This window comes from Mucilaginibacter lappiensis (genome assembly GCF_900155965.1).
Taxonomy (GTDB): Bacteria; Bacteroidota; Bacteroidia; order Sphingobacteriales; family Sphingobacteriaceae; genus Mucilaginibacter; species Mucilaginibacter lappiensis.
This window is the reverse complement of the sequence record NZ_FTMG01000016.1, coordinates 1-14,565: the sequence shown is the minus strand read 5'-3', so window position 1 is coordinate 14,565 and position 14,565 is coordinate 1. Positions and strand designations below refer to the sequence as shown.

Sequence of the window (14,565 nt, the reverse complement as noted above, 5' to 3'; positions counted from 1 at the left end):
GCTATGAACTCATCAAAAGTTTGGTACATAACAGGAGCCTCCCAGGGATTGGGACTTACTTTGGTAAAAAGGTTGCTGAACGATGGTTATCGCGTAGCCGCAACTTCACGCAATGCGCAAAGCCTTAAAGATGCTGTTGGCGTAATAGACACGGACCGATTTCTCCCACTGGCAGTCGACCTGAATAACCTGGATTGTATTGATGAATCCATCAGGCAAACGATCACTGCCTTTGGGCGAATTGATGTGCTGGTTAATAATGCCGGTTATGGGATGGCCGGCACAGTGGAAGAGATAATGGAACAGGATATCAGGAATATTTTTGATGTGAATGTTCTGGCTACCATTAACGTTACCAGGAGCGTACTGCCCGTTATGCGTAAACAGAAGAATGGTTTCATCATCAATATGAGTTCCGTTGCCGGTTTTGTAGGTGCACCAGGTTGGTCAATATATTCGGCAACCAAAGCCGCGGTAACGGCCTTTTCAGAAGTATTAGCGCTTGATATTAAAGAGTTTGGTATCAAGGTAACCGCGGTTGAACCATCAGGTTTCCGCACAGGTTTTCTCACCCAAAATTCATTGGCTTTTACCGAAAGTAAGATCGAAGGCTACCAGGCCGTTAAAGATACGCAGGAACGTTACCTGGCAGCCAATGGCAAACAACCAGGCGATCCTGATAAAGCCGCTGAAATATTGATACAGCTTTCCGAAAATCAAGAACCGCCAATACATTTATATCTTGGACAGGATGCCTATAAGCGTGCATCAGAAAAACTGGCCGCTATGACTGATGAACTGGAAGCCTGGAAGGCAACTACTATAGGCGCCGATTTTCAGGATCAGAATTAACTGTCCTATCGTAATGCTGTTGACGATTTTGTTTATTTTCGTAACACGTAACAGATATATTATAATTTATGAAGCCGGACTCACAAAATGTAACAGACTATACCAATAACAATACCATATTTATGGTCTGGAGCTTTAAGGATAACCCGGAGGTTAAAGAGGCATTCGGTCAACTTTGTAAACTGATCATCAATCTTAATAATTCTGCTAATATCCGTTTCCCTGTTTCCCGGGCAAGCTGTGTAATGGGAATTGGACATGATGCCTGGCTTGGTCTTGGACTTCCTGTTCCTCTGCCTAAAGAACTGGCGAATTTTGCTCCAATCGTTGGCAATAAACACACCGCAGTTTCTTCCAAAGGCGACCTACATTTTCATATCAGGGCCGATAACACCAGTATCTGTTACGATATGGCAGCCGAGATATCAAATATTTTAAGCCCGGTGGCCATCAGTACGGAAGAAATTCATGGTTTCCGATACTGGGATAGCCGCTCTATTTTAGGCTTTGTTGATGGTACGGAGAATCCACACGGACAGGATAGAGAACTCTTTAGTATGATAGGAAATGATGACCCTGCTTACCGGGGCGGCAGTTACCTTTTTGTACAAAAATACATCCATAATTTAACCGCGTGGAAAGAACTTCCTACTGAACAGCAAGAGAAAGTAATCGGCAGATACAAAGCGAATGATATAGAAATGAGCGATGATGTAAAACCATCCAACTCTCATATTGCCTTAGCCAATGTTGGCGACGACCTTAAAATTGTTCGGGATAATATGCCCTTCGGCAATATGTCAACCAACGAAATGGGCACCTATTTTATAGCCTATGCAAGTACATTCAGCACCGTACAACAGATGTTGAATAATATGTTTATCGGTTCACCCGAAGGAAATTATGACAGGATATTAGATTTCAGCACAGCCAAAACAGGCAGCTTGTATTTTGTACCCACATTTAATATGATAGATGATTTTTCATCTGATTAATTGATACAACTTTAAAGCTTTTTCACCTGATTAGGCGTTAAACCGGTATAAGATTTAAACTCTTTAATAAAATGTGCCTGGTCATAATAGCTACATTTAAAAGCTATTGAAGTGAGCGGTTTAGTGGAACATTTTTCGAACCACTCCTTTCAGGGGTTTGAGTCCTGGACTCTCTTAAAGTGCTCCAACTCATTTAAAAGGCATATTTGATTTAAATGAAATGTCCCATTAATTTTTCACCCGGTCGCTCTCTTCACCTGCGCCTGTCTGATTATGTTTGCGCTGATCCTTCACAGCTTTTCCGAAGCGCATGCTTAAGGTAAGCAGTGCGGCACGTGAGTCTTTCAGCGTGCGAAAGCTGGCATTTGTTTGATACAGATTGTTTATAACTCCCTGGTTAATGTTCGTATTTAAAAGGTCATTGATACTCAGTTTTAGCGTAGTGCGCGGCGACAGTACTTTGGAGGCAGCTATATTCAGGCGGCCCTTAGCAGCCAACGTAAACTGTGCGTCGGTCTGTTTACTTTGATATTTACCGTCTGTTTGTAAAGTCCATCCTTTATTGAGCTTAAACTGCAGTACCGCCTGCCCGGAGAAGCTGGTGTTGTGGCTGTTTAATGTACCTGTGTAAAAATCACTCGCCTGGCGAAGCTGCCATACGTCCCCGCTCAATTCCAGGTTAAACCACTGTGCCGGATCGAAACTTGCATCTGCATTCAAATCATACAATTTTGTGCTGCCAATATTCCCCGGACGGTCATAGTAATAGCCGTTACGGATCTCGATGGTTTCTGTTGACCGGTCACGGATATCAGTGTAGGTCATCGTTAACGAGATCCTGTCTTTATAAATGTAACCCAACTCAAAGTTCCCCGAGTACGAAGGCCGCAGGTAAGGGTTACCGATATAGAAGGTATATTTATCCAGCGGAGATATAAATGGGTTTAAGTCCTGGTAGTAAGGGCGTTCAATACGGCGGCCATAGGTCATCTTTAACTGATGATCGCCCAATGTATCCAATTTATAAAGGAGATAAATGGTTGGGAACAAACCCGTGTAATTCCGGTTAAAAGCAGAATCCGGCTTTTGGGCATTACCCAATTGGTGACCGCGGGAATCTGTGTTTTCCAGACGGAGACCTGCCTGTATGCTTAGCCTTTTAAAATCCCTATTTAAATTGATGTAGCCAGCGTTGATGGCTTCTTTATATAAGAAATGATTGGTCTTATCATCATCTGTAATTGTATTTCCGTTTACAATATCGAAATAATTGGCCTGGTTATCGGTGTTGGTATAGCTGCTTTTAACGCCGGCTTCCAGCTTCCAGCCACCGGCTAATGGCTGGCTGTAGTCTGCCTTGGCCGAATAGATATGAATGGCGGCGGGAAGGTTGCCATTAAGCTGGTCTATAGAAACCGAACCCGTTGTTGCATAGCTTTGGTTTAAAAATGATTGGTTATTGTCCGTCGCAAAAGCCAGGTAATCCAGGTTGGCCGTTATTTCCGGTCCGTCTTTTTTAAAGGTATGCTTGTAATTTAGATTAGCGCTGCCATTTTTAAACTTGCCCTGTTCCTTGTTTTTTGATATGATGGAAGAATCGGGCTGGCCAGCAGCATTAAATAACTGACCTTTGCTACTATTGAATTGATCGGGAGAACGAACAATACCGTTTAAAAGTACGCCGATGGTAGTATTTTCAGATGTATACAGGTCAATACCCAGCTTTGCATTGTACCCGCCGCTCTTAGAGCGGATATACGAATTCTGGGTAAACGCGCCTGATGGCTGTCCCGCATTATAAAAGTAACTGCGGTTGATGTCTATATCGTTATAGCCATTGCTGAATGTGTAGGCGAAGGTTCCGAACACATTTACCTTGTCCTTACGATAGTTAAAATCCATGCTGTTATTCGTAGCCGTGTACCGGCTTTGACGCAAACCAAGGCTCACCCCCAGATTAAATCCTTTCACTTTCGTCTTTTTTGTTTTGATGTTGATGATCCCGGCGGTTCCGGCAGCATCGTACTTAGCGGGCGGATTGGTCATCAATTCGATCTGCGATAAGGTTGATGAAGGCATGGAGCGAAGATAGTTTTCCAGGTCGCTGCCTGAAAGGTAAGTCGGTTTATCATCTATATAGATCGCTACGCCGGATTTGCCATGAAAACTGATCTGTCCGGCTTGGTCAATGGCAACTCCCGGCGATTTTTCCAGCACATCCAGCGCAGTGGTACCCGCATTGCTGATCAGTGCATCTACATTGACTACCGTGCGGTCTATTTTCTGCTCCAGAAAAGGCTTCCTGGATGTAACCACTACTTCTTTTAAAGTTTTGGCGACTGTTTGCATGGTGATCGGGATTAAACCGATCAGCAGGTGCTGCGCATCCACTGCTATTCTCTCGCTTTTATAAGGCAGTTTATCAATGGAAAAGATCAGGATACGGTATACACCCACATCGCTTATTCCAAAGTTAAAACTTCCGTCTGCAGCGGCCAGTTCATATTTTACAGTCACAGAATCTTTTAACCGGATAAGGGATACCGTGGCGCCGTCAATAGGCCGGCCATTTTCATCTACAACTTTTCCGGATATTTTGCCGACTATCGTTTGAGCCATTAGAAAATCTGGGGCAAAGCAAAGCCATATGGCAAAAAATGCCATGATAAATAATTTCATAAAAGTGTTTTAATTAAATGGAGACTGGACCGATTTAAGTAATAAAAGGGGTGGGTTAATTCTGGATAAGCATATCACTGATGCCCTTGCACATCTTTCTGATGTGAGATATAACGATAACAGAATTATCTTGCTTATCTGCCGTAATAGTTAAATCCCCATCTGAGATTTTAATATGGAAACTGGCATTTTCCTTTCTGAGTATGCCAGTGCAACTGTCCATATATCTGGTTACTTCCGGCGTTGCTCCGGAGTAAAAGGAAGCTTTAAAAATATAACTGGATTCCGCGTCTTTAATGGAAAGAACCGTTTCGCCCTTGCGTTTATTTTGAAGGAAAAAGGCAAAACAAACGCATAGTAATAGCAGGGCGGCAATAATTGCCGGGATTAATTTCTTCATTTTTTGATGTGTTAATATTTCTAAAGCAGGCATAGTATGCCCATACCCTTCAGGGTTTTCATTTTTCGAATAGAAGGAGTGTTATTCTTTATTCAGTCGACTGGCCAGGAGGAAATGACCGAGGAAGCCTAGTGCTAAACAAAATGCGATAACCATGAGGGCATAGATATCCGTCAGCTGATAACAGCCGATGATGCCGAGCCCGGCAGCGATCCCGCAAAGTGCGCAAAACCATTTGAGGCTGTTCCTGATCTCATTTTTACCAGTTGCCATTAACTGTGATACTATCGTCTCCGGTGTACCCATTTCTACAATTTTCCTCTTTAGACCGTTATCCAGGAAGAGCCTGATCATCGTAAGAATGAAACTTGTAACCAAAAAGACTATCAGCAGGAGCATGATATCGCGAACAAATTCCTCGAAGGTGCCCTTATCACTCATTAAATTGGTGCTGCTCTGCGCATACGCCCCGAAAGCGCCTGGGAACAACAGAAGGGTTATATATATCTTTTTCATGTTTTTATGATTTGCTTTTATATCCGATGAGACCGGTTACCCGAGTTATAGTTGCAATGTTTTTGCGTTTAAAAGTGTATGTATCTGCTTTTGATGGTTTTTAACCATTTCAAGGGCCTGAAAAATCAAGATAACGACTGCTGCGGTAACTGTAATTGCAATTAGGACTGTTGAAGCGCCCGTGATAACCGCCTCCATATACGACCAGAAGAATACCGCTAACAAGGCAATTAATATAATAGAAAACACTGATACCAACACCGCAGCCCATGGGAATGCGCGTTTCGGCTCCGGTAATTGTTCCAGTACAAGGCTTGTAAGGTCAAAATCAAACCTCGGTTTGGCCTGATCCTGAATACCATTAAAAAGCAACTGGTAATTGACAGCCCTAGTCTGGCAGTTTGCGCAGTCTTGGATATGTATTTTCAGTTGATCACTGGTCATTTCCGGTTCAGCTACATAAAGCTGTATCTCCGCATCGGTAAGATGTGCTGTTATCATAACTCGTTCCTTTTATGTTTTAATAAGATGTTTTCTTTAAGCATTTTTCTTGCTCTGAAAATATAATTTTTGACTGTGCCTTCCGGTAGAGAGGTAATCTCGGCGATCTCTGCGTAGCTTAGGTCCTCCTGGTGGTATAGGGAAATAAGTGTTTTGTAAAGTGGTTTAAGCTGCTCGATCTCCGTGTGAAGCATATTGGCCAGTTCCTTGCTAAACAGCTTTTCTTCCGTGTCATTCCTCACATCTTTGTTAAAGTTATTTTCTGGAATTTCGCCATCTTCCCCAAAATTGTCGATTAGCACCAGCTTCTTTTTCTCCAGATAATGGAGGCAGGTATTATAAGCGATCTGACCGATCCAGGTAGATAATTTGGATTGAAACTTAAAGCCACGAAGATTTTTGAAGGCCTTCAGGTAAACATCCTGGGCGATGTCTTTACGGTCGCCGGGACTGTTGATCATCTTAAAGGTCATTTGCGCAACCAGTCCCTCTGTCTTTTTAATGATCAAACCAAAAGCATGGCGGTGGCCGTTTAACACCGCTGTTACCAGGCGTTGGTCGCTCCATTGTTCATCCTTTAGGTTGCTCACTGTTGATTAGACCGGCTAACGTATTTTATGTTGCAAATTATTTTCAGAACACAAAGCTCCGGTAATTATACGCCAAATGCTTATTTAAGTTGTTATTAGATAAGTATTTGTAAAAGTGTTTTCATCCCCCTAACTGGATTTGAACCAATATTTAAACGTTAGCGAATGTTTGTAAATCGTGCATCAAGCGGTTCGATAATAGTCCTGATTAGGCTTGGCTAGTTGTAAAAATTCTACAATTAATTATTTTCAGTCTCATTACCGAATCCGGGAGACTTTTCTTTTAGCCCAATTTTTTTCGCAGCCATTTACGAACCGGCTCATCGTACCATTTCAAAGTGATATACGCCAGGATAATTGCACCGATTAAAATAGCTAATGCATAAGGCCAGGCCTGTACTATGGTTACGCCTTTATGATTGCTGATCCATGCCACATAAAAATAAACCAGCGGATAATGCACCAGGTAAAGAGGATAAGATATATCACCTAGAAACCTGCATATCCTGCTCCCCGCTTGGGTATGGACCTCACCGCTGGCACCAAGGTAAACGATAAGCGGAAAAACGATAATGATGCAAACAGACTCGTATATTCCGTTCATCCAAAGATGATCGGCACCGCCGATGCGCGGCATATACAATACCATCGCTAATAAAACGCTGCACCATAAAAATGCATTCCTGATGTGGACGGGTTTAGCAATACGCGACAGCAACAGGCCTGCAAAGAACGGGTATATTGTGCGGGTAATGCCCACGCGCACCTGCTCCACGTTAAATGTCCAGCCGCCACTGACATCCCCATTGGTGATCGCCAGGCACGCAAGCGCTACAGCCGCAACGCATACTAATACAGCCAATGTAGTTTTTGAAAATTTTCTTATCCAAACCGCATAAAGAATGTTGGCGATGTATTCAAAGAATAAAGACCATCCTACGCTGTTAAGTGGATGCATTTCCTGCCAGCCACGTATATCCAGGGATAGCGGTACAGGCAGAATAGTGTAACCGATCAGCAAAACCAACAGCATTTTCCAAAAGGGTACGGTATGGATAAGCGGCCAAAGCGTTGAATCTGTGAAGTAAAAGCCTATAGCACCCAATGTCATGCCCAGGACCACCAGCGGCTGAAGGCGCTCGATACGGCGTTTAAAGAAACGGCCGATTGTCATTTTATGCCAGCGGTCGTCATAAGCATAGCCGATAACAAAACCTGATAGCAGGAAAAAGAAATCGACAGCCAGGTATCCGTGATTAACTATAATATCCAGATGACCGCTCCCCAACGGTTCAGTCAGGTGAAAGGTAACAACTATGATGGCTGCAACACCGCGTAAACCATCCAGTATAGGGTAATGCGGCTTGGTGATCAATTTATTATTGTTCATTATATAGAAATAAGAGAATTGGGCTCTGATATGATATGAGCCACGTATAGCCCCGCCACTCCCAAAACAGGAAAAATACGGCTCATATTATGTGTTCCGAATTTATTCTGCTTTCAATTTATCAGCCAGCATTTTCATATAAAAACCACCAACTACACTTCTTGCTTTGAAGTTTTCCCTGATGCCCGTTTTTGAATCGTAAAAGTCATTCAGCGGCACGCGTGATGGAGTCTCCAGGGCATGTACATAAAGCGGCCTGATCAGCTCCTCGAACTGATCCTTTTGAGGAGCAAAAGTTGCCGTCCAAACGATCCAGTCATTCTTGGTGTATGATTTACGGCTGTCCAGCGGAATCCCGAACTTATTTATTTTAGTCAGATAGTACCGGGTTTCGGTATCATAAACTTTCTGAGGGAATAAATGTAAGCTCAAGACCTTGTCCCAAACCAGGTTATATTTCTGGCTCCAGGTATCTTTGTTATCAAAAGTGAGTGCATAATGATCGCCGGCGTCAGCCATTTTTATCCACTCAGGCACCATGCCTTCGGCAATGGCCCGATATTTTTTAGCGGTTTCTGTTTCACCTAATGTCCCGGCCATTTGTGCGTAACAAGCTATCGCGACGATGGCTTTTACCGATAAGTTGGCGTTGCGGGCCAAATGTCCGGCAAAATCATCCGTGCATAATTGGAATTTCGGATCTAAACCTTCTTTGGCAAGGTAGTCAACCCAGATGGTTAGCGTTTGCCAGTGTTTTTTTGCATAGTTGGCATTGCCCTCCGCTTTAGCAATAGCCGCGCAAAGGATGATCATATTACCAGATTCCTCCACTGGCATCGGCTCACCGTAGGTCTGTCCGTTGGCCTTCGGGTAAGTGCCCAGATCATGCGCAGCCCATGGGTGCGGATATTTGCCCGTTTCACTGAAGTAGAAAATACCGTTCAACATACCCTGCATCAATTCTGGGTTATAAAGCAGATAAAGCGGCGCTGAGGGGTAAGTTACATCTACGGTATTGATGAAACCGCCACTATTGTTTTCCTTAGATAGCCATAAGGTTTCACCAGCGGGGCTTTTAACCAGCGTATGGGCCGCAATGCTTTGACGATAGGCCAATACGCACAAGTGTGCATATGCTGCCCCTCCCGAATGTAAGGCATCCGCATAAACCTCCTTATCGAAGGCGTGGCATTTTTGCATAACAGACTGGTATTCATTAAAGGCGCCTGTCAGTTCGTCTTCAATGCTAGCTTTGCCTGAATTATTCCACCAGGGCCTCAAATCAGTGTTAAAATATTGTACGGAAAACCGCTCGTCGTAACCTAACTCAACAAAGTGCTCAACAGCGTTTTTACCAACAGTTCCAAAAGGAATGATCGTGTTTAGTGAAAGCGAACGACCCTTAGATGCAGTTGATAAAACAACTCCCTTCTTGAATGCGTTAGCAGCCTCACTGCCTTTGGTAATAAATTGAATCGCTCCGGCAGTCTTTGGCGCAGCTACATAAAAATAACCCCAGTCGATACGCATATCGTCGCCGCCTTTTTGAAGAACAGGCTGCTCAACGGTGCCGGTTTTTAAGACAGAGAGTTTTGCAGTCGCATATTTTTGTGCGCTAACCGCCTGCGAAGGCTGATATACTGCGATGTCAGATGATGCGCCGAGAAAAACTTTTACGGTGTGATTTTTTCCATCATTTGCATTCACTTTATAAGCGATGTAGGAAACCGGACGAGATAACAAATTCAGGTCATTCAACAGCAACGGTGAAGTGAAAGTAAGTTGAAGGTTCACTTTTCCAGCGGCGAAATTGTAAACAGTTTGTGTTGCATTCACTTCGACATTTTTTTGTTCAGCCAGTAATATTTGAGCGGCATTGTCTTTTAATTTGTCAACAAGGCCAAAATCCAAAAAGCGACCACCTGCCGTATTAGCCAGGTGAATAGCGATCAAGTTCTGACCTGCTTTAAGTGTATTTTTATTGATCGGGAAATATTGGAAACTGCTTGTCCAGCCTTTCTTCTCGTAAACCCTGGTACCGTTCAGAAAAACCTCAACGTTGTCGTCGTGATTAAGTTTTAGGAAAAGCTCATTAATACCGGCGATAGTACTAAGATTAAACATCCGCCTTACCCAAATGTCGTCCGATTTCCACAACGTTTTTACGTTCTTCCCATCGTCGCCAATGGGCGCCTGTCCAGACTTCCAGCCGGCAGTACTGTATTTTAGCGAGGTCCAGTCACCCTCTGGTTTGTTTTCCGTGTAACTAACGTTATAAGCCGCTTCGTCAGAAGCGCTCAATATGGTTTTGTAGCTGGTCTGCTCTTTTCCAAGGAAACGATAAATCTTCCCGTCCACATTGATCAGTCCCAGTAGTGAATGCTCTGCACCTGTCCAATGCGTTGTGGTAGAGTTGTTCAGTTGATCGGTATTTGACCAGATGCTGAAGTAGGTGTTGTGGGTGATCAGCGGGTAAGCAGGTGCTTTTCTTTCCTGGGCATGTACAGTGCCAGTCAGGCATACATAGGCCAGCAAGACCAATGACTTAAATCGGTTAGATTGGTTCATGGATAGTATATAATTGATATTTTATTACGATCGTAAAAGTAAGTAAAGGCGTTGCCAGGATATCTTCATATTGTATCAAAGTCCATGCATATCGTCTCATTTTCGCATATTTTTATCTTTGGTCGGTATTATCTCCGCACCGCCAACTTATAAAATTTAAGGCATAAAAAAAGCCCCGCAGACGTGCGGGGCTTATGCTCCTGAGGCTGGGCAGAATTCGAACCTTTTTATCGGTCAACTAAGGTCGTTAAACGAATTACCCGCTACGTAATAATATTGATTGATTTCGATTTTATATGCTGCTTGCCCCGCGGACCAAACGTTCTGGTATCGCTTTTTATAACTGGGAGAAAAATGCAACAGCAGTTTGGCAGGTTTCCCCGCTGCTATTCAGTCTTATCAAAGCGATAAGTGTACGTGAATAAAAAGTACCTTCGTATAATTTGATTCTGGGTATTAGATACCGTGTTATTCGCAACATAATGATTTAAACTCACACTTTGGTTGAGAAGGTCGTAACAAGTCAGGCGCAACTCACCTTTTTCCTTTTTTTGGATCGAGTGCGCAATAGAAAAATTCACCAGGTTTGACTGTCGTTGGAAGCCAGCTGATTGAATTGAGTTATACATGTGTGTATAGTTTAAGGTCCAGTTAATATGTTTTGGCCAGTTGATGTCGAGCGGCAGGCTGATCACCTGCTGAAAATAATGCGGTCCTGGGAGTTTGACCTGTTCGTAATGTGTGAAGGTAAAGTTCAAATAATATGCCGGTGCAAATTCGATCACATCTTTATAACTGATAAAAAATTGCTGTGTAATCGGAAATGTATAGGTATTTTGGTAGCCTTGCTGATTATTGGATTCAAAGAAATTGCGGGTGCCAATCGCATTAATGCCCGTATTTTCGCGAATTTGCCAATCGCCAATTTGTTTAAATGTTTTACTGAAAGAGCCGTTTAACGATATTGAAAAACGTCCATTCTTGTTACTGTAAGTTGTCAACTGCGCCCCCTGCGCGTTTATAAAATTTTTCAGTATAATGCTGTTACTTTCAACACTAACGCGGGCTGCAAGATTGATAAAGGAATTACTCGCCACATCAAAGCCACTGTAATTGATACCGAAATTATGCGAACGCGTGGGCTTTAAATCCGGATTGCCTTCCACACTGTTTAACTGATTATAGACCAATACAATAGGCCTCAACTGCGCAATTGAAGGCTGCTGTATATCTTCACTATAGTCAAAATTTATTTTGTTTAACGAAACTGCAAATGACGGTAATATATAAGCGAAATGCTGGTATAAATGGGTAGCGCCGCCATTAAACTGATTGTCGATCTGCTGTAGCTGCGCATTAAACCCAAAGGTTAAGGAAAGCTTGTTTTTGTGGTAAATGAATTGCGGGCGGCCGCTTTGTGTCCATTGTCCACGGCTGACGGAACTGCTTTGTGAAGCAAGAAACAAGTTATACTGACCCGTTTTAGAGTCGATGTTATAGGTAAGCAAATCAGTGCCATTTTTGGAATAACCGGCACGTAAGGCCAATTCTCCCGCCCATGTTTTGCTTAAGGGATAGTGAAACCCCGCGACAAGTGAGGTACCGGTATTCCGGACGCTGTTACTGTTTAACCTGTTTAGCGTGTCTGAAATAACGCCGGCCGCATAGGCCGTGAGCTGGTTGTTATTGATATCCGTGGAATGGGTGGGATTGAAATGCAACTCGTTACTAATCGTTAAAGACTCCCCTTTTTTCTTAAAAGCATGGTAATAAATCATACTATGCTGATACTCCTGATTCCTACTGTTACCTGTTTCCCGGCTATTATTGATACTCAGGAGGGGGACAAAATTGTTAAATGTAGTTTCTTTGCTGATCCCGGTATTGCTTCCGCTGCTAAAGCGGACGAGGGGCGTATATTTTAAATAGGACGCGCTGTCGATCGCGACCTGGAGATTACCGCCGATGGAATGATTCGTATTTCCGGAATGTATTTGATTTGTGGCGTTATGGGTAACCGTGGTGTCATTTAATAATTGCGCCGTATTCGAGGTTTGCAGGTTACTGTTGGTGGTATTATCAAAGTTATAGACCAAATTCAGTTTCACCTTCTTTCCAAAATTATCGTTGATATTGATGCCGGTTCCCGTTACGCGGTCAATACCTTGCCCCGTGCCAAAATCCGTGAGCGAGGTCCCAATAAACTGGGTATGTCCAAGATTATTGCTGCTGCCTATAACTGTTACCTGCAGGTCTTCCAGCGATTGATTGTATAATCCCTCGATATCGTAACGTTCCTGGGTGCCTGCCGCCAGCGTGGACTTTCCAAAGGTAGCTTTACTGAACTTCTTTTTAAATTTTAAATTGATGATCTTTCCCACTTTATAATCGGGTAACAAATGATCAGGATCACCCTCCCGGTCATCATATATCTGCACTTTTGAGATCATATCTGCGTCAAGATTTTGCGTAGCGATCTTAGGATCATTGGCGAAAAAATCGCGACCGTCAACTTTTACCTTTGACACTTCCCGACCCGCATAAGTGATCGTACCGTCACGGTCAACCTGTACCCCCGGAAGCTTTTTCAACAGGTCCTGCACGACGGCATTAGGCCGAACTTTAAAAGCTTCTGCATTGAACTCGACAGTGTCTTTCTTAATGACAACAGGGACTATTTGCCCTTTGACCGTTACCTCGCTCAGTGTTTTTGAACTGAGACTGAGGCTGCCCAGATCAAGGACCGGCATTTTCGAAAACTGGAGCGTGATGCGTATGGGCAGGTACCCGACATGTGTAATTAAAAGGCGTAAGGGCTCTTCACCACGGATGTTTCGCAACATAAAAGCGCCTTGTTTGTCAGTAGTAGTATAACTCATCAATGAGGAGTCGCGAACGTTTATAATAGCAACCGTTGCTAATTCAATCGGCTCATGATCCGCGGAGTCAATAACTTTTGCCCTAATAGCATGCTTCGTCTGCGCATGGCAGAAACCAGTGAAAAGCAGCAGAAGGGCAAGGATCAGGCGATTAGTCATGAGTAATGTAAGATAAATAAAAAAGCTATTGGATGATTAAATAAACATAAATAAAACGTTTTACTTCAGCGTTGGTAAAGTAGCAATGTATCATCGGTCACACCATAGCTGAAACAGTTTTTGACACTGACGACCCATGAAGGAACACTTTGTCGGATGATTTTAAAGCCCAGTGCCGACAAGGTTTTTCTTAAATCCGGCACTTCAACATCCGCCTTACTCGCAACAAAAAGATTGATATTTACACTGGACAATTTTTCCTTAATCTCCATTAATCTCCTGATCTGATGAGTTTTTACATGCCGGTTCTGATAGAAAGCTTGTTTTAAAGGATAATTGGGCTGACTCAAGTACCGCTCATAGGCATAGAGCGTCCTCACCGTAATTTCTTCCACCGGCACTGCCTTTCGCTTAAAAAAATCCTCCAGACTATTCTTTACCGTGTTATAACTACTGGCGCTTCGCGTCTGGCCGTTGACCTTTAGCTGATCAATGTGCAATTGGCAGAACTTTAAAAAGTCGATGGCCTCATCACTTTTAAGCAAATGATCCTTTAGGTCATTTACTGTGTACAATGCAAGCTTTTTACCAAGCTTGCTGAATTCCTCGCGGTAATCGTCGAGGGTTTCATTTAATAATTTAGAGATAAAAAGATCTTTGATCTCTAAGGATTTGGATAGCTTCTTCTCGGAAACGTAATGTTCCGTATCAAGGTAAGCTCGTTCACTTTTGTGGGAAATACAAATTTTTACATTGTAGGTTTCGTCACTTCTTTTGTGGTGCTTAAAGACTTTTGGGCTAAGCGTTGCCATAATTCAATAATCTACTCGACAAAGCAGCTACTGTTTTGGTCACAAAATCGCGTTACATTGTGTAACATTTTTTCCATTTTGTAACACTTTTTCGACTGGTTAAACAAAAAAACCTGTGAAACTCGAATATTGAAATGATAGCCTCTAAAAAGTCTGATTGACTAAAAAGCGCGTTTAAACGCTAAAATAGGCTATCTTGATGAAAAAAAAAAGCCCCGCAGACG

The 14,565-nt window shown here is 43.0% G+C and carries 11 protein-coding genes and 1 pseudogene; 2 read left to right on the top strand and 10 right to left on the bottom strand.

Annotated elements, in window-relative coordinates; translation table 11 throughout:
* Window positions 1-3: 3 nt before the first annotated feature.
* Together BW976_RS23205 and BW976_RS23200 are read left to right on the top strand one after the other, a co-directional pair.
* Complete coding sequence (locus tag BW976_RS23205) at window positions 4-852, top strand: SDR family NAD(P)-dependent oxidoreductase (RefSeq protein WP_076377026.1); 849 nt, start codon at window positions 4-6, stop codon at window positions 850-852.
* Between the two features lie 68 nt (window positions 853-920).
* Window positions 921-1,847 carry a Dyp-type peroxidase gene (locus tag BW976_RS23200; protein ID WP_076377024.1) on the top strand — a complete coding sequence of 309 codons (927 nt, stop codon included), beginning with the start codon at window positions 921-923 and terminating at the stop codon, window positions 1,845-1,847.
* An 11-nt stretch (window positions 1,848-1,858) separates the two neighbouring features.
* Here BW976_RS23200 and BW976_RS23195 read toward each other — a convergent pair.
* From BW976_RS23195 to BW976_RS28930, 10 genes and pseudogenes are all read right to left on the bottom strand, one after another.
* Window positions 1,859-1,963: pseudogene (locus tag BW976_RS23195) on the bottom strand (helix-turn-helix domain-containing protein); the annotation flags it as partial.
* Between the two features lie 112 nt (window positions 1,964-2,075).
* Entirely contained in the window at window positions 2,076-4,526 is a 2,451-nt protein-coding gene (locus tag BW976_RS23190; protein WP_076377022.1) for an outer membrane beta-barrel protein, read from the bottom strand.
* Window positions 4,527-4,581: 55 nt separating this feature from the next.
* Window positions 4,582-4,926, bottom strand: a complete 345-nt coding sequence (locus tag BW976_RS23185; RefSeq protein WP_139332408.1) for a hypothetical protein — start codon at window positions 4,924-4,926, stop codon at window positions 4,582-4,584.
* An 81-nt stretch (window positions 4,927-5,007) separates the two neighbouring features.
* Window positions 5,008-5,442, bottom strand: coding sequence for a hypothetical protein (locus BW976_RS23180; protein WP_076377018.1), 435 nt, complete (start codon window positions 5,440-5,442; stop codon window positions 5,008-5,010).
* A 45-nt stretch (window positions 5,443-5,487) separates the two neighbouring features.
* Complete coding sequence (locus tag BW976_RS23175) at window positions 5,488-5,943, bottom strand: hypothetical protein (protein WP_076377016.1); 456 nt, start codon at window positions 5,941-5,943, stop codon at window positions 5,488-5,490.
* The gene (locus tag BW976_RS23170) at window positions 5,940-6,533 is read right to left on the bottom strand and encodes an RNA polymerase sigma factor (RefSeq protein WP_076377014.1); all 594 of its coding nucleotides are present in this window, start codon (window positions 6,531-6,533) and stop codon (window positions 5,940-5,942) included. The genes BW976_RS23175 and BW976_RS23170 overlap by 4 nt, the downstream gene beginning before the upstream one ends.
* A 283-nt stretch (window positions 6,534-6,816) precedes the next feature.
* Entirely contained in the window at window positions 6,817-7,923 is a 1,107-nt protein-coding gene (locus BW976_RS23165; RefSeq protein ID WP_076377012.1) for an acyltransferase family protein, read from the bottom strand.
* A 102-nt stretch (window positions 7,924-8,025) separates the two neighbouring features.
* Window positions 8,026-10,491, bottom strand: a complete 2,466-nt coding sequence (locus BW976_RS23160) for a glutaminase family protein (RefSeq protein WP_076377010.1) — start codon at window positions 10,489-10,491, stop codon at window positions 8,026-8,028.
* Between the two features lie 386 nt (window positions 10,492-10,877).
* The gene (locus BW976_RS23155) at window positions 10,878-13,529 is read right to left on the bottom strand and encodes an outer membrane beta-barrel protein (RefSeq protein WP_076377008.1); all 2,652 of its coding nucleotides are present in this window, start codon (window positions 13,527-13,529) and stop codon (window positions 10,878-10,880) included.
* A gap of 65 nt (window positions 13,530-13,594) precedes the next feature.
* Window positions 13,595-14,341 (bottom strand): phage integrase SAM-like domain-containing protein, encoded by a 747-nt coding sequence (locus BW976_RS28930; protein ID WP_084192324.1) that lies wholly within the window; start codon window positions 14,339-14,341, stop codon window positions 13,595-13,597.
* Between the last annotated feature and the right edge of the window lie 224 nt (window positions 14,342-14,565).

Excerpts from the sequence above, each read along its gene's own strand:
- BW976_RS23190 (WP_076377022.1), bottom strand. The coding sequence starts at position 4,526 with ATGAAATTATTTATCATGGCATTTTTTGCCATATGGCTTTGCTTTGCC.
- BW976_RS23155 (WP_076377008.1), bottom strand. The coding sequence starts at position 13,529 with ATGACTAATCGCCTGATCCTTGCCCTTCTGCTGCTTTTCACTGGTTTC.
- BW976_RS23175 (WP_076377016.1), bottom strand. The coding sequence starts at position 5,943 with ATGATAACAGCACATCTTACCGATGCGGAGATACAGCTTTATGTAGCT.
- BW976_RS23205 (WP_076377026.1), top strand. The coding sequence starts at position 4 with ATGAACTCATCAAAAGTTTGGTACATAACAGGAGCCTCCCAGGGATTG.
- BW976_RS23180 (WP_076377018.1), bottom strand. The coding sequence starts at position 5,442 with ATGAAAAAGATATATATAACCCTTCTGTTGTTCCCAGGCGCTTTCGGG.
- BW976_RS23185 (WP_139332408.1), bottom strand. The coding sequence starts at position 4,926 with ATGAAGAAATTAATCCCGGCAATTATTGCCGCCCTGCTATTACTATGC.
- BW976_RS28930 (WP_084192324.1), bottom strand. The coding sequence starts at position 14,341 with ATGGCAACGCTTAGCCCAAAAGTCTTTAAGCACCACAAAAGAAGTGAC.
- BW976_RS23165 (WP_076377012.1), bottom strand. The coding sequence starts at position 7,923 with ATGAACAATAATAAATTGATCACCAAGCCGCATTACCCTATACTGGAT.
- BW976_RS23200 (WP_076377024.1), top strand. The coding sequence starts at position 921 with ATGAAGCCGGACTCACAAAATGTAACAGACTATACCAATAACAATACC.
- BW976_RS23160 (WP_076377010.1), bottom strand. The coding sequence starts at position 10,491 with ATGAACCAATCTAACCGATTTAAGTCATTGGTCTTGCTGGCCTATGTA.